This is a genomic window from Vibrio sp. Y58_MX_L22, assembly GCF_024181865.1.
GTDB classification, from domain to species: Bacteria; Pseudomonadota; Gammaproteobacteria; order Enterobacterales; family Vibrionaceae; genus Vibrio; species Vibrio alginolyticus.
Window position 1 is genome coordinate 479346 of the sequence record NZ_JAMZAN010000003.1, and the last position, 22431, is coordinate 501776.

The 22431-nt window shown below is 44.6% G+C and carries 26 protein-coding genes; 10 read left to right on the forward strand and 16 right to left on the reverse strand.

Annotated features, from left to right (window positions below):
• Positions 1–27 precede the first annotated feature (27 nt).
• The 6 genes from flgG to flgB are packed head-to-tail and all read right to left on the reverse strand — an operon-like array spanning position 28 to position 4288.
• Positions 28–813: a flagellar basal-body rod protein FlgG gene (gene flgG, locus NL626_RS09900; protein WP_005374008.1), complete on the reverse strand. Its 786-nt coding sequence runs from the start codon at positions 811–813 to the stop codon at positions 28–30.
• 24 nt (positions 814–837) lie between these two features.
• The gene (flgF, locus tag NL626_RS09905; protein WP_213866874.1) at positions 838–1569 is read right to left on the reverse strand and encodes a flagellar basal-body rod protein FlgF; all 732 of its coding nucleotides are present in this window, start codon (positions 1567–1569) and stop codon (positions 838–840) included.
• 12 nt (positions 1570–1581) lie between these two features.
• Positions 1582–2778: a flagellar hook protein FlgE gene (gene flgE / locus NL626_RS09910; RefSeq protein WP_137282833.1), complete on the reverse strand. Its 1197-nt coding sequence runs from the start codon at positions 2776–2778 to the stop codon at positions 1582–1584.
• A 27-nt stretch (positions 2779–2805) separates the two neighbouring features.
• Positions 2806–3489 (reverse strand): flagellar hook assembly protein FlgD, encoded by a 684-nt coding sequence (flgD, locus tag NL626_RS09915; RefSeq protein ID WP_005384410.1) that lies wholly within the window; start codon positions 3487–3489, stop codon positions 2806–2808.
• Entirely contained in the window at positions 3489–3923 is a 435-nt protein-coding gene (gene flgC, locus NL626_RS09920; RefSeq protein WP_005374012.1) for a flagellar basal body rod protein FlgC, read from the reverse strand. Before flgC ends, flgD begins: the two co-directional genes overlap by 1 nt.
• A gap of 2 nt (positions 3924–3925) precedes the next feature.
• Entirely contained in the window at positions 3926–4288 is a 363-nt protein-coding gene (gene flgB / locus NL626_RS09925) for a flagellar basal body rod protein FlgB (protein ID WP_005374013.1), read from the reverse strand.
• 77 nt (positions 4289–4365) lie between these two features.
• Here flgB and flgA point away from each other — a divergent pair, with 77 nt between their 5' ends.
• The 4 genes from flgA to NL626_RS09945 all read left to right on the forward strand — a co-directional run bounded on the left by flgA (position 4366) and on the right by NL626_RS09945 (position 6767).
• Complete coding sequence (gene flgA / locus NL626_RS09930; RefSeq protein ID WP_053304631.1) at positions 4366–5163, forward strand: flagellar basal body P-ring formation chaperone FlgA; 798 nt, start codon at positions 4366–4368, stop codon at positions 5161–5163.
• 137 nt (positions 5164–5300) lie between these two features.
• A complete protein-coding gene (gene flgM, locus NL626_RS09935; RefSeq protein WP_005374016.1) occupies positions 5301–5582 on the forward strand; it encodes a flagellar biosynthesis anti-sigma factor FlgM in 282 nt (93 codons plus the stop codon).
• Positions 5583–5602: 20 nt separating this feature from the next.
• The gene (gene flgN, locus NL626_RS09940) at positions 5603–6040 is read left to right on the forward strand and encodes a flagellar export chaperone FlgN (RefSeq protein ID WP_005374018.1); all 438 of its coding nucleotides are present in this window, start codon (positions 5603–5605) and stop codon (positions 6038–6040) included.
• Positions 6021–6767 (forward strand): lytic transglycosylase domain-containing protein, encoded by a 747-nt coding sequence (locus NL626_RS09945; protein ID WP_136976309.1) that lies wholly within the window; start codon positions 6021–6023, stop codon positions 6765–6767. The genes flgN and NL626_RS09945 overlap by 20 nt, the downstream gene beginning before the upstream one ends.
• A 434-nt stretch (positions 6768–7201) precedes the next feature.
• Here the strand turns inward: NL626_RS09945 and NL626_RS09950 are convergent, their stop codons facing one another.
• Positions 7202–7720, reverse strand: coding sequence for an NUDIX hydrolase (locus NL626_RS09950; protein ID WP_005374021.1), 519 nt, complete (start codon positions 7718–7720; stop codon positions 7202–7204).
• 277 nt (positions 7721–7997) lie between these two features.
• Between NL626_RS09950 and NL626_RS09955 the strand changes: the two genes are divergently transcribed.
• Complete coding sequence (locus NL626_RS09955; RefSeq protein ID WP_005374023.1) at positions 7998–8264, forward strand: DUF333 domain-containing protein; 267 nt, start codon at positions 7998–8000, stop codon at positions 8262–8264.
• Positions 8265–8513: 249 nt separating this feature from the next.
• On the forward strand, positions 8514–9170 hold the full coding sequence (locus tag NL626_RS09960; protein WP_005374025.1) for a hypothetical protein: 657 nt from the start codon (positions 8514–8516) through the stop codon (positions 9168–9170).
• On the opposite strand, the gene NL626_RS09965 is transcribed toward NL626_RS09960, so the two are convergent.
• Entirely contained in the window at positions 9160–10002 is an 843-nt protein-coding gene (locus NL626_RS09965) for a YdcF family protein (protein ID WP_169628645.1), read from the reverse strand. The two genes, NL626_RS09960 and NL626_RS09965, sit on opposite strands and share 11 nt — an antisense overlap.
• Before the next feature lie 131 nt (positions 10003–10133).
• Here NL626_RS09965 and NL626_RS09970 point away from each other — a divergent pair, with 131 nt between their 5' ends.
• On the forward strand, positions 10134–11504 hold the full coding sequence (locus NL626_RS09970) for an L-serine ammonia-lyase (RefSeq protein ID WP_017819764.1): 1371 nt from the start codon (positions 10134–10136) through the stop codon (positions 11502–11504).
• 121 nt (positions 11505–11625) lie between these two features.
• Here NL626_RS09970 and NL626_RS09975 read toward each other — a convergent pair whose 3' ends face one another.
• Entirely contained in the window at positions 11626–11862 is a 237-nt protein-coding gene (locus NL626_RS09975; protein ID WP_017819763.1) for a hypothetical protein, read from the reverse strand.
• A 248-nt stretch (positions 11863–12110) separates the two neighbouring features.
• Between NL626_RS09975 and NL626_RS09980 the strand changes: the two genes are divergently transcribed.
• Positions 12111–12986 (forward strand): LysR family transcriptional regulator, encoded by an 876-nt coding sequence (locus NL626_RS09980; protein ID WP_253657291.1) that lies wholly within the window; start codon positions 12111–12113, stop codon positions 12984–12986.
• A 68-nt stretch (positions 12987–13054) separates the two neighbouring features.
• Here NL626_RS09980 and NL626_RS09985 read toward each other — a convergent pair whose 3' ends face one another.
• From NL626_RS09985 to NL626_RS10005, 5 genes are all read right to left on the reverse strand, one after another.
• Positions 13055–13924 carry a LysR substrate-binding domain-containing protein gene (locus NL626_RS09985; RefSeq protein WP_253657292.1) on the reverse strand — a complete coding sequence of 290 codons (870 nt, stop codon included), beginning with the start codon at positions 13922–13924 and terminating at the stop codon, positions 13055–13057.
• A gap of 200 nt (positions 13925–14124) precedes the next feature.
• Positions 14125–15105, reverse strand: a complete 981-nt coding sequence (locus NL626_RS09990) for an outer membrane beta-barrel protein (protein WP_054579230.1) — start codon at positions 15103–15105, stop codon at positions 14125–14127.
• Positions 15106–15559: 454 nt separating this feature from the next.
• Positions 15560–16684: a M14-type cytosolic carboxypeptidase gene (locus NL626_RS09995; RefSeq protein WP_017819760.1), complete on the reverse strand. Its 1125-nt coding sequence runs from the start codon at positions 16682–16684 to the stop codon at positions 15560–15562.
• A 113-nt stretch (positions 16685–16797) separates the two neighbouring features.
• A complete protein-coding gene (locus tag NL626_RS10000) occupies positions 16798–18198 on the reverse strand; it encodes an FAD-dependent oxidoreductase (protein ID WP_253657293.1) in 1401 nt (466 codons plus the stop codon).
• Positions 18199–18416: 218 nt separating this feature from the next.
• The gene (locus NL626_RS10005; RefSeq protein WP_017819758.1) at positions 18417–18776 is read right to left on the reverse strand and encodes a DUF3316 domain-containing protein; all 360 of its coding nucleotides are present in this window, start codon (positions 18774–18776) and stop codon (positions 18417–18419) included.
• Between the two features lie 412 nt (positions 18777–19188).
• Here NL626_RS10005 and NL626_RS10010 point away from each other — a divergent pair, with 412 nt between their 5' ends.
• Both NL626_RS10010 and NL626_RS10015 read left to right on the forward strand, forming a co-directional pair.
• Entirely contained in the window at positions 19189–20115 is a 927-nt protein-coding gene (locus NL626_RS10010; RefSeq protein ID WP_005374042.1) for a VirK/YbjX family protein, read from the forward strand.
• Between the two features lie 12 nt (positions 20116–20127).
• Entirely contained in the window at positions 20128–20679 is a 552-nt protein-coding gene (locus NL626_RS10015) for an outer membrane beta-barrel protein (protein WP_213891560.1), read from the forward strand.
• A 68-nt stretch (positions 20680–20747) separates the two neighbouring features.
• Here NL626_RS10015 and NL626_RS10020 read toward each other — a convergent pair whose 3' ends face one another.
• Both NL626_RS10020 and phnR read right to left on the reverse strand, forming a co-directional pair.
• Positions 20748–21653, reverse strand: coding sequence for an EamA family transporter (locus NL626_RS10020; protein WP_253657294.1), 906 nt, complete (start codon positions 21651–21653; stop codon positions 20748–20750).
• A 66-nt stretch (positions 21654–21719) separates the two neighbouring features.
• Positions 21720–22424 carry a phosphonate utilization transcriptional regulator PhnR gene (phnR, locus tag NL626_RS10025; protein ID WP_005374048.1) on the reverse strand — a complete coding sequence of 235 codons (705 nt, stop codon included), beginning with the start codon at positions 22422–22424 and terminating at the stop codon, positions 21720–21722.
• Positions 22425–22431 lie beyond the last annotated feature (7 nt).

A 22431-nucleotide genomic window follows, 5' to 3' on the forward strand; every position in this document is an offset into this window, starting at 1 on the left:
TTTCCTTCATCATCACCAATTTCATACTTACATTGATTGCGAAACAAACTTCAGCATGTCATCTGCAGCAGAGACCACTTTCGCATTCATCTCATACGCACGTTGAGTGGTGATCATGTCGACCATCTCTTCTACTACTTGTACGTTTGACCCTTCCAGTGCACCTTGCTTGATAATGCCGGCACCATCAGCTCCTGCAATCAGCTCATCAGCTGGACCGCTGGCTTCCGTTTCACGGAATAAGTTGCCACCCATGGCCTCTAAGCCTGCTGGATTAATGAATTTTGCAAGTGTAATTTGACCAAGCTGCTGAGGTGTTGGATCGTCTGCTGTTGTTGTAGTCACGGTGCCATCAACACCCACAGAGAAAGAGACCGCATTGTCTGGGATCTGGATTTGAGGCTCTAAAGGCAGGCCCTGACTGTTCACCATTAAGCCTTCTGAGTTTCTATGGAACTGACCATTACGTGTATACATGATCTGTCCGTCCGAGTTTTCTATTTGGAAGAAACCCTGACCCATTACAGCAAGATCCAACTCTTGCGTTGTGTTTTGGGTATTACCTTGAGTGAATACTTTTTGTGTGCCAACAACGCGAACACCGCTACCTAGCTGAATACCACTTGGTAGTTCGTTAACTTGGTCTACTTGAGCGCCTGGTTGACGCTGAATGCTGTAGAAAAGGTCTTCAAATACGACTCGGTCACGCTTAAAGCCAACCGTGTTTACGTTTGCTAGGTTGTTAGAAATGGCAGTCATCTTCGTGTCTTGCGCTGCCATGCCTGTTTTACTTACCCATAATGCTGAATGCATTTTTTACTCCTTGCGGGGCGAGACTTAGCTCGCCGCCATTAATTTGTTACCAGCTTTTGCTAGAGTTTCCGCCGTTTTCATCATGCGAACTTGCATTTCAAAGTTGCGCGTCAGCGACATCACACTAACCAATTCATCAATAGCAGATACGTTACTGCCTTCAATGTGCTCAGGAGAGAGTTGCACGGTTTCATCTGCCGCGAATGGCACGCCATCTACGCTGTGCAGCAAGCTATCGCTCTCTTTTTGCAGTTGATTAATTTCCGGTTTAACCAACTTCAAAGTGCCTGCCACAATTTCTGCGCCGCCACCTGGTGGGATCACTGAGACTTGACCACGTTCGCTGATTTCAATCTTTTGATAATCCGGCACAACCAAAGGACCATTGTCACCGAGGACAGGGAACCCATTGATTGTTAGAGCGCCAAAAGTATCGACCTGAATATTGCCTGCACGGGTGTAAGCTTCGTTACCCGCTGGGGTTTCTACAGAGAGATACCCATCACCCATAACCGCAACGTCCAACGGACGTCCTGTTTTCACAATATCGCCAGCGTCGAAACGTGTTGAGGCAGAGTTGGTCACAACCATAGTGCGACCATCAAAACCTGGGCCTTGCATCTCTACACTACGCACACGCTCCATATCCGCTCGAAAACCCGCAGTATCAGCATTTGATAAGTTGTTTGAACGAACGTGCTGCGCTTTAAGAACTCGGCTGGCACCTGACGTTGCCGTAAATAACAAACTATCCATGCAAAACTCCCATTACACCGCGTTAAACAAAGCTTGAGTAAGCTTGTCGCTGGTAGAAATTGTCTTTGCGTTTGCTTGGTAGTTGCGTTGTGCAGTCATTAGAGCAACAAGCTCGCTGGTTAAGTCAACGTTAGAACCTTCTAATGCACCCGGAGTTAGGTCACCCATCGTACCTGAACCCGGAACACCCATAATTGGAGCACCTGAGCTAAAGCTTTGAGTCCATGATGTTCCACTCACTTTCGCTAAGCCTTGTGTGTTTGCAAAATCAGCAAGAACAACCTGACCTTGTAGCTGTGATTGGCCGTTAGTGTAAGTCGCGTAAACCATGCCGTTACCTTCAACGCGTACACCTGCAAGTTCACCTGATGTGTAACCGTTAGGACTATTAGTACTTACGCCAAAAGCTGCACCAAATTGCGTGCTGCCTTTCAGGTTAATGTCTACACTCATCGCGTTCGCGCCTGCTGCAGGGAATGAAACATTAAACGGCGCAGTCGGTGTTGAAAGCGAGCCGTCTTTACCAAACGTTACAGGCACAGTTGCTACTGGCGTCGTACCGCCATCTACTTGAACGTTCACTTCCCACGAGTTAGAAGCAGTCTTAGTAAAGTACTGAGTTACCGTGTGCGAGTTACCCAATGAGTCGTAGACTTTTGTTGTGTAAGACGAGTTAAATGAGCTTGGATCTTTTGGATTGAATGGCGTTACGGCTTTATCAATAACAGACGCGCTTGCGTCGAAGTTCGCAACAAAATCTAAGCTGTCTGTTGCTTTAGCATTCAGTGAGGAAGTCGATACCTGAATATTACCCACAGAACCTGTCATTAGGTTGTTGTTGCTATCGACACTGTAACCTTGAAGCTTTGCACCGCTGTTAGCCGTAACAAAGTTGTTCTTATCCGTTGAGAACACACCTGAACGTGTGTACAACATTTGACCCATATTATCTTTAGTAACAAAAAAGCCACCGCCATTAATAGCTAGGTCCATCGCACGGCCAGTTCCTGTGATACTGCCGTCTTTGTCGAAGTTCTGTGAAATTGACGCGACTTCCACACCACCAAGTTGCATGCCGTTATATACAGCGGAGAATTCTGTGCGGCCACCTTTAAAACCATACGTTGATGCGTTGGCAATGTTGTGACTGATTGTGTTTAGCTCTGTGTTGGTCGCGTCCAGACCACTTAGTGCGATGTTAAAACTCATAAATAGACCTCTGATTTCCGTATTTGGTTAAGCACCAAACTGAGTGATTTGATAGAAAGGAACGTTGCCAACGCCATGGACATTGACTAATGCTGCGCCACCGGTATTAGGAATGCGCACTTGCTCAACAGTGCCTGCCATCAGCACATTTGGACTTGCTTGCCCTTCTTGCACTTCTACGGCCACTGAGTATTTGCCTGGTTTAAGACCAAGTTCTTCAGGATTAATTGAAAAGTCGACGTCACCTTTGCCGTGAGCACCTAGTGGCACTTTAGTTGATTGACCAAATTCATCTTTAACAACTAACGTGACTTGGTTTGAGCTATGAGCGAGTTCGATTTTTCCGTTTTGTACGTCTTCACCAAGCTGAAATTCATCCGCGTTGACGTAAACCGTTTGCCCAACAAGGCCCGCTGTTGATAGCACTTGCATGTTGTCCAGTAACACCATGCTCTGTTGCATTGTCTTAGACATATTCTCGGTACTTTGTACCTGCGAGAACTGAGCCAATTGACCAACGTATTCCGTACCATCAAGGGGGTTAAGTGGGTCTTGGTTTTGAATTTGAGCCACCATCAAAGAAATAAACTCATTCTCCAATGAAGAAGCACTGTTCATGTCTTTAGGGTTTGGTGAGATACCGTTGCTGTCTTTTGCTTTTGTATTTACTGGAGCGTCAGACGATAAAGGGGTGTATTGTGCAATACTCATTAGCTACCCTGCCCTAATCTAAGCAGACCTTGCTGCATACTTTTTACATTGGCTAATACTTCAACATTCGTTTCGAAGCTGCGTGTTGCGGACATCATGTCTGCCATTTCAGCAACTACATCAATATCTGGGTAAAACACATAACCTTCATCATTAGCCAGTGGGTTGTTCGGCTCAAAACGCTTCTCTGCATCCCCAGCATTTTTAACAACGTCAACAATGCGAACTTCTGCATTGGGATAAGCTCCATTTTCCGTTGTCATTTGCGTTTTTTGGTACACAGTCGCAAATACTGGCTTAAGCGCTTTATAAGCATCTTCTGGATTTGCAGATACTGCATCTGCGTTTGCTAGGTTACTGGCTACCGTATTAAGACGCACAGTTTGTGCTGTCATCGCGGAACCAGTGATCGAGTAAATATCAGTGAATGACATAATTAACGTCCCTCAATCGCTTTCGCTAAGCCATTAAATTTCATGTTGAGAAACGTCAGGCTAGTTTGAAAGTCCATGTTGTTTTGCGTGAATTTTGCTTGTTCAACACCAAGCTCTACGGTGTTGCCATTTTTGCTATTCTGGTAAGGCACCGAGTATTGGGCCTGAACCTGGAACTTTGGCACCGGTTTGTTCACACCACCTGCCGTTACTTGGTTCATTACGGTGGTGAAACTTAGGTCTTTCGCCAAATACCCAGGGGTGTCAACATTTGCTAGGTTACTGGCGAGGACTTTGGTACGCTGAACGCGAAAATTAAGTGCCTCTGGATGTACTCCTAAAGCATTTTCAAATGTGATCGCCATGCATCTTCCTTACAGTTGGCTCGAATACGCCAACATACAAACAAGATACGTGCCATAAAAAATAGCTATATATATCAATGACTTACAAACAAGGATGGAAGCCAAACTTCCGGTTCTCGGAAAGCATTAAAAACAAGAGGAAAGTGTCCACTTCCTCAACAATAATGCTGACGTTACTCGCTTTGACATCAGAACAAGCATTCGCCAACACCAATGACAAAACCCTAAGCGTTGAAGAGATAAGGTCCGTTGTAGCAACGGATTTCGAACAAGAGGTGGATCGCGTAGCGCTCTCCAATCAGTGGGGGAAGTACAAACTGGACTTCGACATGTGGGTGCCCGGTTCAGCCAATCACTTGCCAGAATGTGAATCGCCTTTAGTTATCACAGGTCGTGACAACAACACGTTGCCAGTCGGTAACCTCAAGCGCTCAGTCAGCTGCGACAATATCGCATCACCATGGCGAATTAACGTTACGATAAAGTCTTCGCTGACTCTGCCTGTTTTGGTCGCGACAACCACGGTTGGCCGAAATGAAGTCGTAACGGCTAAACACATAAAGCTTGAAACCCGAACCATCTCTCGCCAAGACGATTTTTATACTCGCCCCGAGCAAGCAGTAGGCTTAGAAACCTCTCGTCGTTTGAGGGCTGGACAAGTGGTTAATCCATCCAATTTGTCGGCCCCACCTCTAATCGAGAAAGGCAATGAAGTCATAGTCATTGCGAGCAAAAATGGATTTAGTGCCAGCACAAAAGGAGTCGCCTTAGAAGATGGAGCGAAAGGACAACAAATTGACGTGGAAAACCCAAGTTCGGGCAAGGTCATAAGAGCAGTCGTAACTGGATTAAACCAGGTTCATACTCAATTTTGATTTTTTGACTCGGGGTAACATTTTTTAATTTTGGCTCTCGTCAGTAACACTGAACTTCGAGTACAAAAAAAAATATTTAATGTTTATCACATTCTAACCGCCTACTTAATTTAGAACATGATGATGAGGACCACAGCATGAAAATCGACAAAGTCGCGGGCGGTCATGTCCCACAAACAAAATTACAGCAAGCAAGCAAACAGCCTGTCGACGTCGTCGAACAGAGCAAAGTACACGAGCCTGCATTTCAAGCGAATACCGTAGCGATAGATCGCGCTCAAGCTGAAATGGCATCACTACCTGATGTTGATATGGAAAAAGTAGAACAAGTACGCAACGCATTAGCGCGTGGTGAACTTAGCCTAGATACAAAAGTGCTATCCAAGGCAATCATGCAGTTCCATACAGGTCACGAGTAATAAAACGCTAGGAAGACATCATGGCAAGCGCAGTATCGCAGCGAATTCAACAATTTGTTCGCTCTATATCTGAGGATATTAAGCTTTATCAACAACTGCTTCCTTTGCTTCAGCAGCAAAAGGTATTGTACTTAAAGTTTGATGGAGAGGCACTGAACGACAATGTTCAGAAACAAATGCCGATACTCAATAAACTCAGCCGCTCCGCCAATGACAGAAGCCAGTGTATGCGAGCGCTGGGGTTAGCGTGTAATGACGCCAGCGTAAAACGAATTTTCAATGCTTTGCCTGCCCAAATAGGTATGCAAGCTAGAAAACAATGGGCGCTATTGGAAACGTTGGTAAGTCAGTGCCAACAATACAATCAGAGTAATGGCCACAGCTCTGCGGCGTTCCATGAGTTGGTCAGTCAACTCAAACAACCTGTGCAACACACTTATGAAGATAAATCGTTCTAAACGATGTTCGTCTTGCCTACAGATTCAGTCGCCATCTCGGCTGAGTACTGTAGGCCTTTTTATTTTTATTGCCTTTCTGTCCTACCTTCCAATCACATGCCAGGCAAAACCAAATGCTGTCGATATTCAAACGCAGTATCAAGTATTAGCACCATACAAGCCACAAATTGCCAAGCGTCTCGATTCATCCAAACCGGTAATTAACCACATTTTCAAACAGCTTCAAAACCACTCATTACCAAATAGCCTAGCCTTAGTGCCAATGTTAGAATCTTCTTACAACCCCAAAGCCGTTTCTCACGCTAACGCCGCCGGACTTTGGCAATTGATACCAACCACAGCGAAACGATTCGGATTAACGATAAATACAAAACAAGACGATCGCTTTGACACAGAAGCCAGCACAACGGCCGCGCTCAAGTACCTGGCGTTTTTATACAACAAATTCGATCAAAATATGGCTCTCACTTTAGCTGCATACAATGCCGGAGAAGGACGTGTTGCACGTGCTATTCAGCGAGCAGGAAGTCGAGATTTCCAACAACTCACGCTGCCTAACGAGACTCGTCAATACGTCAGCCGCTTCTATGCATTGGAAAAGTTGATAGATATCGGTCAGTTACAATCCTCATCATTTCAACCTTTACTCTTGTTTGCTCCAGACACTCCTATGATTTCACAACCGCTGGTCGACTTTAGCCGACTGCCTCCGCTAGTTAATTTGTGATAAAAGCTACGACAGAGCTCAATGTCAGAGAAACGTAAAATTACAAGATCCTGTTCGGCGAATTTGAAAACTCGTGATCTCTATGCAAACGTGTGCAAAAAAGTTGAGGTAAGGTATCTCAAAGATAAGAAAGAGTAGTGGTTTACTAAAAAGCGCCCCAATTGCGCTTGGCAATTGGGTAGATATGCGTCACATTGCGTTTGCAAAAAACATGAAAACCAATGGTCAGACCTAATAATTATTTACACACTAAATGTAAAACAGCTATTGTTTTCATAGTTCGAAACAAATCTAACATATCAAGATGACGCTTCGCTTGCGCGTCTGGAATAAGTCCGGGTTCCGGGGGGGAGTCCGGACTTTTTTATTGCGCTAAAATCTTTACCAACAATAGCGCCAACAGAAGCTAAGTCGTAATGATGCAAGCTAGCTGTTTATAGTAATTCTTTAGAAATCAACTGAAGCAAAAACGTTTCGCGCTCAATGCTCATGCCTTTTTTCGGGCTTTCTGCCATCGTTTTTTCATTGTGTGCAATTGCTTCGTGAATGTTCATCCATACCGGGCGCATTCCATTTTTAACTTCGTAATCTTCATACGCCGTTTCGCCTAGCTCACGTTCGATTTTACATGTATAACAATACGACACCATGTGCATCACGTCAGCGTCATCCTTGTACCACGGACGAAACTCCTCAAAGATTCCGAAAGGCTTAATACCATGTATATTTTGGGCGCCCGTTTCTTCCTCTAATTCACGGACTAATCCAGCAATGACATCTTCACCATCATCAATACCACCGCCTGGTAGCGTGTAGTCATGGTAACGTTCTGTATAGAGCAACAGCACATCTTCACCATCAAGTACAATGGCTCGCGCTGCATTGCGCTGAAAAACAATTTTGTCATCCAAATGCTCTATGTCTGGATGAACGGTCGATTTTAAATGTCTCATCGAAAATACCACGGTCAATGTTTTGTGCGCATATTACCGAATTTCACACTTTAAATCATTGTTGTAGGCCAAGTACGTTCGAGCGCTTGTCAGGAAGTGATTGATATGACCTTCACAACAATACGCCAAGAACAGAAGTGTGACGTGCTAATCAGCAATAAATGAGAATATCTAAATTCTTATACGTCCCTCTTACTTTTAACATCGATAAGACAATAATCTCTTAAAGTTGCCTATAATCAATACAATACTCGCCCACCCCATGCGGAGATAAAGAATGAAAAAGACAAATTTAATGATGGCTATGGCTGCAACATTGGTACTGGCTGGTTGTTCAACTTACGAGGGAGCGACCCGATCAACTGAGTATACCTCCGTTGCAAATCCCGCAGCCGTATACTGTGTTCAGCAAGGTGGTGAGCTGGATACCGTGTCGGAAAACGGCGAACGTGTCACTTACTGTGTGCTGTCGGACAATGAACGCGTCGAGCAATGGGAATACTATCGCGAGAATCACAAAGAAAATGAGGGTGACAACTACTAATTATTTTTATCGATACGTCACCTTCCCTCTATCACTTAGGAGCCTTTGGGCTCCTTTTTTATTTGATTTATCAAAGTGTTCTTACGTTGTTTTTACATATCTCTGACTTTACCGCACATCGACCCTATATCGAACAGTGTTCTATTCTTGACATTCCCCTGACATAACTTTCCACTTGGACAATAAAATTCCAAACACAGATCACACTAATTCACATTTCTTCCACATTTTCTGGGACAGGTGAGCAAGATGAAAACACAAATAGTAAAAGAAGCCGAGTCAGCCCCAAGCAACGTTGTTACTGAAAAATCAAAGCGCATTATTTATAAATCGAGTTTAAACGCCTTGATGATTGTCGCTATAAGTATTCTCGTTAACCTTAGTCTTCGTCTTGATTATGTCGTGTTGGGATCAAGCCTTGGCGAGCTTTCCGTTACAGAAACGCTCCAGCTTGTGATGCTTGCTATTGCATCATGGTCGTTTTTCAGCTTATCGAAACAACAGCCTCAGCTAAAGCATGCGGCTATTTTGATTGCAGGATTTTTTGCAGTACTGATTATTCGCGAAACGGACTATTGGACAGACATGATTCATCATGGCTCTTGGGTTTTCCCAGCACTTGCTGTCACCGCACTGGCTTGCGCCAAAGCTTACCAAGGTGGTAAAGGTACCATGAACGAAATGGCGACCATTTTAACGGTGCCACATATGAAGCTATTAGTTGGTGCTGTAATGCTATTATTAGTCTTCTCTCGTTTGTATGGTATGGGTAGTTTTTGGCAACAAGTGATGGACGAAAATTACATCCGTGATGTTAAAAATATCTCAGAAGAAGGTATAGAACTGCTTTGCTACTGTTTGATCGCATTAAGCGCCGTCCGCACAAAACGCGAGCTTAATGAATAGACTCTGGGTCAAAGCGACGGTTCAATGCCGTCAGTATCGGATGGAAGATACTTAATGCCTTTTCCGCAGCACCTACAGATTCATCCAAGGCCGTCATTTCGACGGCCTTTTTCATTTCTTCAATATGTTGCAAAGCCTCTTTATCAAGCGGGAAAGAGAGCAATTTGTGAATAGTATCTCTTGCGATCATAAGTGGCTTTTTTCGGACAATTGATAAATCTCGGAAAAATGCGCCATGCTTGATCCCTTCTAAATAAACTCGGTAGGTTGTGAGTTCATCGAGTAGCAAGAATGTCTCCGCCATAAGCCCTTTATGTGGGTATGGCACGCTAATATGTTTGCTGATATCCAGTGGAATATTGAGGGTCACCCCCATGGATTCGCAATCGGATTTAAGTACTCGTAATAAGCCTTGCTCATCCATCAAATTCTGGATATCAATGATTCGTTCGAGGTGGTAGTCATTAGACAGCAAGATAACCTCAACCGGATGCCCCGACCATAACTCGAACAACCCACTTTTGCACAAAACTTGGGAAACATAACGCATGTTTTGAAACGTGTTCAACGACTCCGTTTCTAAGAGTATATGACGTTCAGGGAACGGATTCACAGAGTCTGCGTTTAGGGTTCTAAAATACGCGTACATCGCCTCTGCTTCAGAAACACTTTGTCCTTGCGTTACTCCGCCACAAAAAATAATCGCCGTTCGCTCTGTCGGTAGTGATGCAGTCCTACAAGACAAAGCTTCGACTCTTGTTATGCCCTCAGAGGTCAACCTGTTATTGACGAGACGTTTACCTAAAACGATGACGATGTTGTCTAACTTCATTTTAAAATCTCGCGCTTAGTTGGCAGTGTTACAAAAATCTTCTTTCACTCCCGACCCACAAGCTTTAACATCTAGTTAACAACACTGTTCTAGAGACCTTTATAAAGGTTCACTGCTAAAGGAAGTCAATTATGCTGTCGATTTTCGATATATTTAAAATTGGTGTCGGGCCATCCAGCTCCCACACTAATGGTCCTATGCTTGCCGGATTCCATTTCACTCAGCTAGTTAGCGACTCTATGGCGAAAGTGCATCGGGTGCAAGTGGACCTTTATGGCTCATTGTCACTGACAGGTAGAGGGCACCATACAGACCGAGCAACGGTCCTTGGTTTGATGGGAAATAAACCTGATACCATCAAAATGAGCAGTGCCAAAAGTGCGCTACAAAATACCATAGACAATAATACGCTCATGCTCGCCGGTACACACCAGATTGAGTTTAGCTACGACCATGACATCGTCTTTCATAGCGACAACCTTCCCCTGCATGAAAATGGCATGACGATTACGGCATTAGACGCAGCTGGAGATCAAGTAGCGTTTGAAATTTATTACTCCATTGGGGGCGGATTCATCGCCACCGCCGACGAACTAGAGAACGGCACGCAACAAGATGAGGTCGCAGTACCATTTCCGTTTACATCCGCAGATGAGATGCTGGAAAAAGCCGAGACGAACGGTTTCAGCTTGGGAGGCATGATCCTCCAAAACGAACTCGCCTTTCGCTCAGACGAAGAAATTAACCAAAGAGCAGAGCAAATTTGGAAAGTGATGTCGCTCTGCATGCAACGTGGCTTCGATACGGAAGGGATTTTGGAAGGTGGTCTAAATGTCACTCGTCGAGCACCAAACCTTTTGAAAAAGCTCGAAGCCAACGCTGCAGTTGAAAACGATCCGATGGAGATCATGGATTGGATCAATCTCTTCGCCTTTGCGGTTAGTGAAGAAAATGCAGCAGGAGGGCAAGTCGTTACTTCTCCAACGAATGGCGCAGCAGGGGTGATTCCGGCGGTATTGATGTACTACCATCGCTTCATCAAAGAGCTCGATGTTAAACAGCTAAAAGACTTTCTCGCAGTCGCCGGCGCTATCGGCATCTTATATAAAACTAACGCGTCAATTTCTGGTGCAGAAGTGGGGTGTCAGGGAGAAGTTGGGGTTTCTTCATCCATGGCTGCCGCTGGCTTAACAGCGCTAAGAGGGGGCAGTAACGAGCAGATTTGTATTGCTGCGGAAATTGCGATGGAGCATTCATTGGGTATGACTTGTGACCCGATTGGCGGCTTGGTTCAAGTACCTTGTATTGAAAGAAATGCCATGGGAGCAATGAAAGCGATTAATGCATCGCGTATGGCATTAAAGCGCACAAGTAAATGCTTAATTTCGTTAGATAAAGTTATCGAAACCATGTATCAGACTGGTAAAGATATGAATAAAAAATACCGTGAAACCTCTTTGGGGGGCTTAGCTGTCATTCATATGGCACCGCCATGCGAATAATGGCAAGTGGTCATTGTGCTTAGCTTCTCACCATACGCTTATCCGGTAATTGTGACCTGATGATATTACATATAGAAGTGCCGCGTTCTTCGCGGCATTTTCTTAACAAAAAACTATTCGATTAATCACGTCGACCACGAAGTTCAATTTTTTGAGTTGCAGCATCCGAATGGATTGTTACACCGCCATAGGCCATTTCATTGCGACCCTTCAGCGTCAATTGAGAATCTGCACGCTCTACGTCAACCTGATTTTTCGTTGCCATCGTCATATCAATCGTGCCCGTGTATGACCCATCGCCAGCAAATGCTACGTTTGTTGAGCAAATCATCAAAACAAGTGCGATTAGTTTTTTCATACATCACCTCTATTATCGTTCTAACTTTCTTTCGGTGGAAAAACTGTAACAACAGAAACGCGCTCATACGAGGAAAGCCATTATTTACCAAATGGAAATCCATGCTAATAAACTGGTGTAACCAAGAATAACTTATCGTTACCTTCAATAAATCAGGGATAAGGCAGCAACTTAAATTGACCGAGCGTTGTCTTTTCTTAAGAAATTCAGCGATATGATTTGTCGACAAAAGCCAAGCGAGACAATGTATGAGCGTTAATCTGGATATTCAAAATATTTTGGTATTAAAACGGATGTATGAGTTACGTAACGTCCGGTTAGTCGCAGAATCACTCGGTAAAACGTCAGGAGCAATCAGCAAAAATCTGACAAAGATGAAAACTCAGCTCAATGATCCGCTATTCGTTCAGACCAAAAATGGCTTTGAACCAACAGCTTTTGTGGAAGCGAACATTGCGCATTTTGAGCAAATAATCAACAGTATTGATTCCATCAAACCACAGCATTTTTCACCAGCTCATTTTGACGGTTCAATCACTATTTATGCCAACACATTGTTTTGGGAGTACTTTGGTGACAAGTTTTACTTGGAGTTACTAAAGCACGCCCCAAACGCAACATTCTCATGTTTACGCTGGGGTAGCGAAGCAAAAAAACGATTAATTGACGGTGAAAACGCCATTGCGATTCATTACTTTGATGAAGATCTGCCACAGTCAATTGTTCAGACCGAACTAGGGCGAGGAAAAGCGGTATTTTTTGTTCGACAAGATCATCCCGCTCAAAACTCCCAAGAACTAGAAGAATACCCTTTTATACTTTTTAAAACGCCGGGATGGAACGACTACCGATACCCAGTGTTGGAAAGGCTCAAACATATGGGTTTTAGAACCACACCTAAAGTGGAAATTGAGCATCCAGCGATGATTCAAAAAGTGCTTCTGCAAACGAATCATTTTGGCATAACGATGAGTGGGCATGTTCCTAAGGGTTGCCGGAGTATCGCGCTTCCTGCTGGGCTAGAGCTTGATGTTCGCTACGTGATGAGCTGTCGTCGCTCTCAACAGCAAGCTCCGGTAAATCAGTGGTTATTAGATGTCATTAAGCATGTCGCTCAGTCCTAGACTGAAGACTTGCTACTGCTAATAATAGCCAAACCACACATGCGCTCTACTCACTCGCTGAACGAACATTAAAGACTCTGTATTAACCATTGAGCAAAGGTGTTTACGTGTGATTTTTCGGATGCTCGAACCATCATATAATGTGCACCAGAACTTGGCATATTCCAATTTCCAGCCTGGACTAATACGCCCTGTTGCAGCTCATCCTCAACAAGAAAGTCTCTTACCAGCAACACGCCAAGTTGATTCATCGCAGCATGAATAGCAAGCAATGAGTGTTCAAACTCGGCGACGACTTTGCTCACCTTCCCTTGATAACCTTGGTGCATAAGCCACTCTTGCCAAGATTCATGATAACCGCTAGTACAGATTTTAGGCGCTTTAGTTAACTGCAAGAGGTCATTTATCGGGTTTAAATGCATAAAGCCCGGGCTTGCGACAACGATCCAGTTTTCTTGTGTTAATCGTATGGCTTCTTGCTCTTGCCAATCTCCATCTCCGTTAATAATTTCGATATCCGCAATCGCACTGGCGTTTGGAACCGTATTAGCAGTGGTCGAGATTTTAAAGGAAATGTCTGGGAATTGTCGCTGAAAATCAGCCAACCTTGGCATTAACCACTGAGAGCAAAAGCTGTGAGCGACATGTAAGTTAACTTGCGTATTCTTGGGACGAGTAAATAAATGCTGCGTCGTGGTCGATAATGTTTGAAGCACATGATTAACCACAGGCCAGTATTCTTGTGCTGAGCAGGTCAGCGTAAGGTGCGTGCCCTTGCGCTCGAATAACGTCGCATTGAGCTGTGACTCTAGCGATTTCACCTGTTGGCTTACGGCCGCACGAGTCACATTTAGCTCCTCTGCGGCTTTTGTAAAACTCTGTAGTCGCGCCGTGGCTTCAAAAGCTCGGAGCAAATTGAGCGGCGGTAAACTTTGCATATCATTCTCCCAGACATTTAGCTGTCATGCTATGAACTGGTGATGACAAATTGATGAAGGTGCTGAGTTTACGTATGTTGAGCATATGTCAAAGCGTCCCGATATAACTATGTTTCTACACAACTACTTAGTTTGTTAAGCGGGATCAAAAAAGCCAGCGTGATACACGCTGGCTTTTGGAACTTTATCTTAAGCAGGAATTATTCTGCTTTTTCAGTTGTTTGGTATTCAAACGCAGGAACAACCACTTCAACACGACGGTTCATTTGACGACCTTGACGTGTCTCGTTGCTTGCCACTGGGTTAGCTTCACCCATGCCTTTCACTGTCATACGCTCAGCCGCAATACCTTTTGCTTGGAACTCGTCAGCAACGGCTTTCGCACGTTTTTCTGTGAGTTGTTTGTTGTAAGCAGCAGAACCTGTCGTATCGCTGTAACCCGTGATCTCAACTTGAGCTTGTGGGTAAGTATTCATCAAATCAACGGTACCAGAAAGGTTCGACGTGTCTTTCACTTCTGCACTTTCTAAGTCGAATTGTACTGTCGCTGTTGTTTGAGCAGGGTAAACGTGATCTACAATGCGTGTTGCAGGACGTGCTTCTACCACCTCTTCAACGGCTTTTTCTTGAACGACTGGCTCAGAACCAAACTTGTAGTTGAAACCGATACCGAAGAAATCTGAATCCATGTCTTCAATTACATCATCAGACATATCTTGGTAGCGTTGGTATTCAGCACGTAGGCTCCAGTTGTAGTTGATTTGGTATTCAGCACCCAGAGAGCCAGTTGGTACGAAATCTTTCTCGTCACCAGCCATCATGTATGCAGCACCAACTTTCGCGAATAGATTCCAAGAATCCGTTAGCGGTAGGTTAAATTTAGGAGCAAGCGTCAACGCCCAAAGATCACCATCAACGGTGTTTAGGCCTGGCTTTTTGAAGTTTGCAGTGAAGTCACCAAGGTAATCAACACCATACTCTGCTGCAACGTACTTGTTGAAGCTGTAGCCTAAGTGCATAGATGCTGCAAAACTGTCGTCGTCACAAGGTTCGTTTAGGTAACACGCATCGTTTAGAGAGTTGTAACCTATTTTACCGCCCATGTAAGTGTCAGCAAGTGCAACGTTTGAGATCACACCACCAGCAAGTACAGTAGCCACTGCTATAGCGATTTTTTTCATTATTCTTTTCCTTTTTCTTGTACACAAAGCAACACATCGCGGCAGCATACTGCCGTAAAATATGAAGCCGTAACTTTCTCTTTTCTTCGAATAGAAATAGCTAAATAGCGTAGGAAAGAATCAAAAATGATATTCAAACGCCAATGACGTAAAACGGAAAAAGGTAACCTCAAGACCATCTATTCATGAGCTTCATCCGCATACCCAACCGAAAAATAAAGTTCGTTGCGTTGGTTTAGCCATAGTCAATTCGTTGCGGAGAATATCACAAAGAAGCCAACTTTCTGTGACACAAATCACCATAAAAAGCCACTTTCTCAAATTTAAGAATCATCATTTAAGCTTGTGAATGGCAACAAATTTTTACAGGGGAGCGTGGAGCTGGAGAGCACAAAAAAACAGCTCATTTAAATGAGCTGTTTTCGAAATAATGAAAAAGCGTTAACTCGTCGAGCTAAATTTTATCCGCTACGGTTAACGTTGCAGCTAATACATCTTGCCCAAACAAGACACTACGCTCAGGAGACCAACCATAAAGTGGATCTGGGTGATTGTTGTTATCTTTAAATGGCATTTCGATTGTGTAAGACAAGCATTTGAACTGCTCTGCAACCCAATTTGAACCGACCGTCAAATTCGCTTTACCAGGCTCATCTTTATCGTAACCAATCTCATCTTGGAACTCTGGCGTAATAGTCAGTAACGCTTGCTTAAATGATGTCTCTAAAGCGGCAAGATTTTCATCGTAAGAAGGAATACCTTCTGAGCCAGCGACGAAGTTATACGGAATCGCTTCATCGCCATGAATATCTAAAAACATGTCAACACCCGTTTCCAGCATGCGCTGACGCACAAGGTAGACTTCTGGGCTCTTTTCCATTGATGGCGTTTGCCATTCACGATTTAGGTTTACACCTACTGCGTTGGTACGCAAGTGACCGCGAATACCACCGTCTGGGTTCATGTTTGGTACGACGTAAAGCACCGCTTTTTCAAGCAATGCACGCGCAACCGTGTCGTTTTCATCTAACAGACGTTGGATCATACCTTCCATGAACCATTCTGCCATCGTCTCACCTGGGTGCTGACGTGCAATCATCCAGATTTTCTTTTTACCTTCTTCTGGCTCACCGAAAGTAAGCAAGCTCATGTCGTTGCCGTCTAATGTGTGGCCTAGTGTTTCAAGTTGGCAGTGGTGCGCGCTTTGTGCCATGTGTAACAAGTCTAAATGACGATCGTACGTGTATGGCGCAAAGTACGCGAAGTAAATTGAGCTGCGCTCAGGGATTACAGTGAAAGTCAGCGTGTCGCCATCGAACTCTGCCGGTACTCGGAACCATTCTTCACGATCGTAAGACGCAACCACATCGTAACCTTGCCATCCTTCTGGATAAGCCGATTTAGCCAAATCAAGCAATTTGATGGTGTGTGATTGCTCGGCTTCTGTCTCAAGACGGAAGTGGAACCACTGGTAGAATTCCGACATATTGTCGTTAGGAATTTTGAGTTGGATGTCGTTTTTGTCGTCCGCTTTCACTACGTGAATGCTGCCGCTATCGAAGTTGCTGAATACTTTCATTTTATGACTCACCTTTTAAATCTGAGCTTGAAAGACAGAGGCTAACACAAGGCTTCATCGCGCCCCAATGACTTTCACTGCAAACTGTCTCGTTTGTGGCTAAAGTCTTCAGTTTAGTCAAGCTTATCCGCTTTGCCTGCTGGTCCCGCGAGTTTTGCTAGCCACTTATCCCAGATAAACGGCGTTTTCTCGTTATCTTCTGCTTCCTCTTTTCGACGTACCGCGTTGCGCACTATCATAGCCCCGGTCCAGCGAAGCGGTTCTGGTGGGAAATACCCCAACGGTCCTTTGGCTAAACCACTGTTCGTCCACTCGTTATCGATTCCCAATATCAATGAAGATAAGATCTTTCCGCCCATTCGAGTCTGCGCTACACCATTGCCTGAATAACCAAATCCGTAAAAGATATTGCTCTGTTTATCTAGCTCGCCGAAAAAAGGGAAACCAGTAGCAGAACGATCAGAGCCCCCCGTCCATGAATAAGCAAACTCCTCTCCTCTCAAATGAGGAAACAACTTATCGAACGACTTGCGCAGTAGACCTTGGTAGCGTGTTGGCTTGTTAAACATTGCGTCGACTTGGTTATTGAAAGAAAACTGATTGCCGCCTTTCCCCAACATCAAACGGCCATCTGGCGTATCTCGGTAATAGTGGACGAAGATACGTGAATCCAACACGCTAGAACCTGCCTGCCAACCAGATAGAGGTAGTGCGTCACCAAGCGGCTTGGTGATCACCATGTCGGAAGAGACCACCACGATACTGTTTTTGAACTGTTTAAACTGCTCCACCATCCATGCATTTAATGCCAATACCACCTGCTGCGCTTGAACATTTCCTTTAGGTGTACAGACAGTGGCAGGTTTTCCATAATCTAGACGCGTCATCGGCGTGTTCTCATAAACTTCTACACCCAGATCAATAGCAACACGGCGTAACCCCCTCACTAATAATGCAGGTTGAGCGCTGGCTGCAACTGGAGAGTGAAAGCCTTCTATATGTCGAGGTGAACCCGCATTGGCACGCAGTTCCTCCACCGAGCAACGACGCCAACTGTTCACTTCTAATCGCTTTAACTCGTCCACAACTGGCTGCATTCCCCCAGTTTGAGCCTGATTGGTTGCAGTGTAATAAACCCCTTTCAACGATAAGTGCGCATCAATGTTGTGCTGCTGACAAAAGTCGTCAATCTCTAGCACTGCTTGCTCCGACTCTTTTACTAACCAAGCAGCATGTTCTTCACCGAATAACCGTTTCAATGTCGGAAACTTGGTAGACCAAGTCAGCATACAACCGCCGTTTGCGCCCGATGCACCACTGCCACAAAGGCCTTTTTCAATCACGACTACCTTTTTTTCCGGAGATTGCTGCTTAATCATAATCGCGGTCCAAAGTCCGGTGTATCCGCCACCAACAATCGCAACGTCAGTATTAATGTTCTGCTGTAACGGTTGTGGCGTTTCTGGTTGCTCAGCTTCAATTGCCTGCTTGAACCAATATGAATGATGTGTCATCGGGTATCCTCGTTAGTGCGTTACATCCATTTCCGCAAACACTTTACAAACGATGATGACAATCAACGAGCAAGAAAATCTAACGCTGAGCGATAGAAAATGTTGCACTGAGAGTGTGCGAATTTTCGCTTCCAACAAAAACAAAATGGGGAGCTCGTGGCTCCCCAAAACAAACAGCAAAAATATTAGTGGTAAACAATTCGAGTCCGTCTTACTGGTTAATATTTACCGGTATCACGCATGCGGTACTCGTATTGAACATTGAGAATAGGCTGGTAAACAACTTGCCCGTCACTTTGCAAGAACTCATTTACCATGACTTTTGAGTCAGTGATAGAAAACGATTGGCGATCAACATACGTTGTAAGGCTCGTAAACTCATCACGGAGTTGTCCAGATGATTTATTTTGGTAGCTTTGGATCATGTCTCGGCCCATTTCATAAGCCGCTTGTTTGCTATCCATTACGTCGCCATGGATAGTTTCGGTATCGTTTGTCCACTGATAACCACCAGCAAGAGCCATAGAAGGTGCAGCAATCAGAGCAATCGTACTTGCTAAAGTTGTTAAGCGTTTCATAAACCTCTCCTTACTTACCTTTACATCGGGCCAAAATTGGCTCGATACTTATAAGGTACGTATAGAGACCTAAAACACGTCAAAACAATTTCAAATAATGTTCAATTTTCGTTCAACTTATTTCACATTAACTTAGCAACTCAACGTCATATTCAGCCTACATTCGCATTTTCTTTCTTTTGAACAATGGGTTTCAACCTGACACTTCCTTACCAAACCATACAATACCTAAGGTCAATTTTCTCTTAGAATTCCAGCAAAAGAACAGTGTTCAAAACCTTACACAAACGTCGGACACAGCAAAAACCACCTCTTTTCAGTCGTGCTTTGCATTCCTCCTTTTCGGGTTCTTCGCTGCTCGTCCGTCGGTTCTTAATTGTCGCTATTGAGCACAAGTTAATCTGGAGTGAAAATGACCGCGAACAAATCCATTTTTTACCATAGCAAATCGATTTACTCAGATGATTATGCTGATGTCTACAAGCCAATTTGGACCTACAGAGCTAAGTTCATCTTACGTGCGCTTTATTACAAACGTGCATTTAAGCACCTTTCAGACAATATTGAATCGTCATTGTTAGAGTTGCTTTGTACACGTACGCATCGGTTTTTAGAGAAACCGTTTCGTCCGTATATCATCAAAAACAACTCAGCGTTCGATCGTTCTAACTTGGTAGTTGATCACTATAAAACTATTTCAGAACTGTTTTCTAAACAAACAATCGAAGAAATCTACACAGACTCGAAAGGCCTAACATTAGCCTCTTTTGAAATTGACGAAATACTGTACTCGGTGAGATTAGTATACGAAGCACGTTATCAAAAAGAAGGCGACATGAGCCTAGTGCTGCACAGCGCTGAAGATGGCAACTTCTACACGCTCTCTTTTACGCTAGGTCACATCGAATCTGGACGCAGCATTATGATTGGCGGCTTACAAGGACCGCGAAGCAGTGAAGAAAACAACGCGAAAATTAAAAAGCTAACTCGTAAGCTTTACGGACAGAGACCAAAAAGCTTGATGGTGAGCTTGCTCACTTTGCTCGCACAAATTTGGGAAGTAAATACGATTCTAGCGGTGAAAACGCAGTCCCATACTTACGCAGCTAAACGTTACAGCAAAGGGCGAATAAAAACGGATTACGATGCACTCTGGCAAGAATTGGGCGGCACCGAATACAATCGTCATTTTTACTCAATTGATGTAAATGCACCCCGTCGAGATATCGAAGGCATGTCGCGCTCTAAGCGTTCGATGTATCGTCGCCGTTATGAATGGCTAGACAACACCAAGGTCACTTTCGAACAAATATTAAAAGGCGAGCAAGCTAAAAGCTAAGGAGAAGCGTTCATGCGTTATTCATTCATTACTGCTTTAGTGCTGTCGGCTTTTTCTTTGTCAACCAATGCAGAAACCAGTGTGCACATCATAGGTACAAACATTGGCTATGGCGATGTGAACTACGATGCTCCGACAAGCAAAGAATCAGGCGACATGTTCTTAGGTGAAATATATTACCGCTACATGCCAACACATAACTTTGGTATCGAAGCAGGTTATAAAGGCGCGTTTGACGGTATCGGCTCGATACTCGTGAGTCCGATTTCAGAAGTCACCGATACGAGCTTCTCCGGACCTCGCTTGAGTGGCTATGCTAGCTATCCTCTGGGTTCAGGTTTCGAACTGTACGGCAAGGCAGGTGTCACTCTCTACACTCTCGAATACACTTATAAAGTGAACGGTCAGAGCAAGAACATCGAACACTCAAGTGTCGGAGGTGAAGCGGTTGGCGGTATCGGCTGGAGCTATAAACACTTTGGTTTGAATGCAGAATATGTGTACTCAAAAAACAGCGATTTTGACTCTAGCGGCGTGATGTTTGGTGCGCAACTGCGTTTTTAAACAAGGCTTACACGTTAATACAAAAGGCAGCGAGAGGCTCATTCGCTGCCTTTTTTCGTGAATATAGGTCAATACGCAAGCGCGAGAATGATCCCCGCCACGATAGAAGTAACGCCAAGCCCTCGGGTGAGATACCATTTCTCAGACAGAAACCAAATCCCCATAAACAATCCAAACACAATGCTGATTTGCCTTAGTGCTACGACCAAGCTCACGTTGTCTGTCATGGTCATCGCAAACAGAACCAAACCGTAGGTGGATGCCATCATTACCCCCGCCATGCTGGCTGTTTTGCGGATCTGCCACGCAGTCTTAATCTCATCTGGCTTGCCTGTAACCAAGCACCACACAAGGGCAGGAATACCAATTGCCCAAAACTGCACGCCCAAATAGAAGATTGCACTGTACTGATCATTCAAGATCTCAGATGCTTGTCCTGTGAGTAAACTCAGCGCTTCTTTATCAACCACGGAGTAACCCGTTGTACCTATTGCGGCAATTAATGCCCAGAACACACCGACATTCAAATAAGAGCTCAGCGTCATCTGACGAAAGTTCGTCAGTGGTACCAGCATACAACCAAGGGTTATCAGCAAGAATCCAAGCCACTGCTGACTGGATAATTCATGCCCTAATGCCACACTGATTGCGCCGACCATCATCACAGGCAGTGCGCGAGCAATTGGATAAACCACCCCCACATCAGCGTGCTTATAAGCGACAATCAAACCGACCAAATAAACCATTTGTGAAATGCCGCTAATGAACAGCAATCCCCAAAATTCACTCGGTAATGATGTCCAGCCAATGGTCGCCAAATACCAAATCAAATAAGGGGTAAGAATGGCACAGGCAGAGAAGCTGGCCGCCATAGTAAACGCGAGTCCAGAGCCTGAGTTGCTTTTACCAAGGATATTCCAGCCCGCATGGAGAACAGCAGAAAAAACGACGAGACCAATCGCCAACAAATCCATTTCAATGTTCCTGTCTGAATAAAGTAAAGGCTCCGAGATGGAGCCTTAGATAATGAGAAAATCCACTTAACGATTGAGTTCCGCCAGAGATTCAATGCTGATGGCATCGTGTCGCCAATACTCGATATCGCAATCAATCAACTCACCGTGCTGGTTATAGTTGATGCGCTCCACCACCATCGCGGGAGTGCCAGCTGTCGCGCGCAGTGCCTGAGCCATTTCACCCAACAAAGTGCTCGTTGAAATGCGGTAGCGAATCTTTTGATACGTCACGCCATAATGCTCGCGGTAAATGTCCGTCAGTGAATTTGATAAATCGTAGTCCAACAGATTCGGAAACAGCTCTGGACGAATGTAGTTTGTTACGAATACCACAGGTCTGTCTTCAAGGTATCGCACACGGTCGACTCGATACACATCCGAGAAAGGCTGCAAGTCTAGCAAACGCGCGGCTTGTTTGTTTGCCAACGTTCCTTTTGCTGCAACCAACTCCGTTTTTGGCACACGATTTTGCGCTTTCGCCATGTTCGGGAAGTTCAGCGTTTGCGTTGGGTCGTAACGCAATGGCTCAGGTGAGATAAACCAACCTCGGCGATCTTCGCGATAGATTCGACCTTCCGCTTCTAGCAGTGATAAAGCTTCACGCAGAGTGACGCGTGTAGTATCGAACGACTCCGCCAACTTACGCTCTGCTGGCAGTTTTTGACGCGGCGATAGCATGCCCGCTTCAATCTGTTCAACAATCGAATCTTTAATTTTTACGTATTGCACGAAGTGT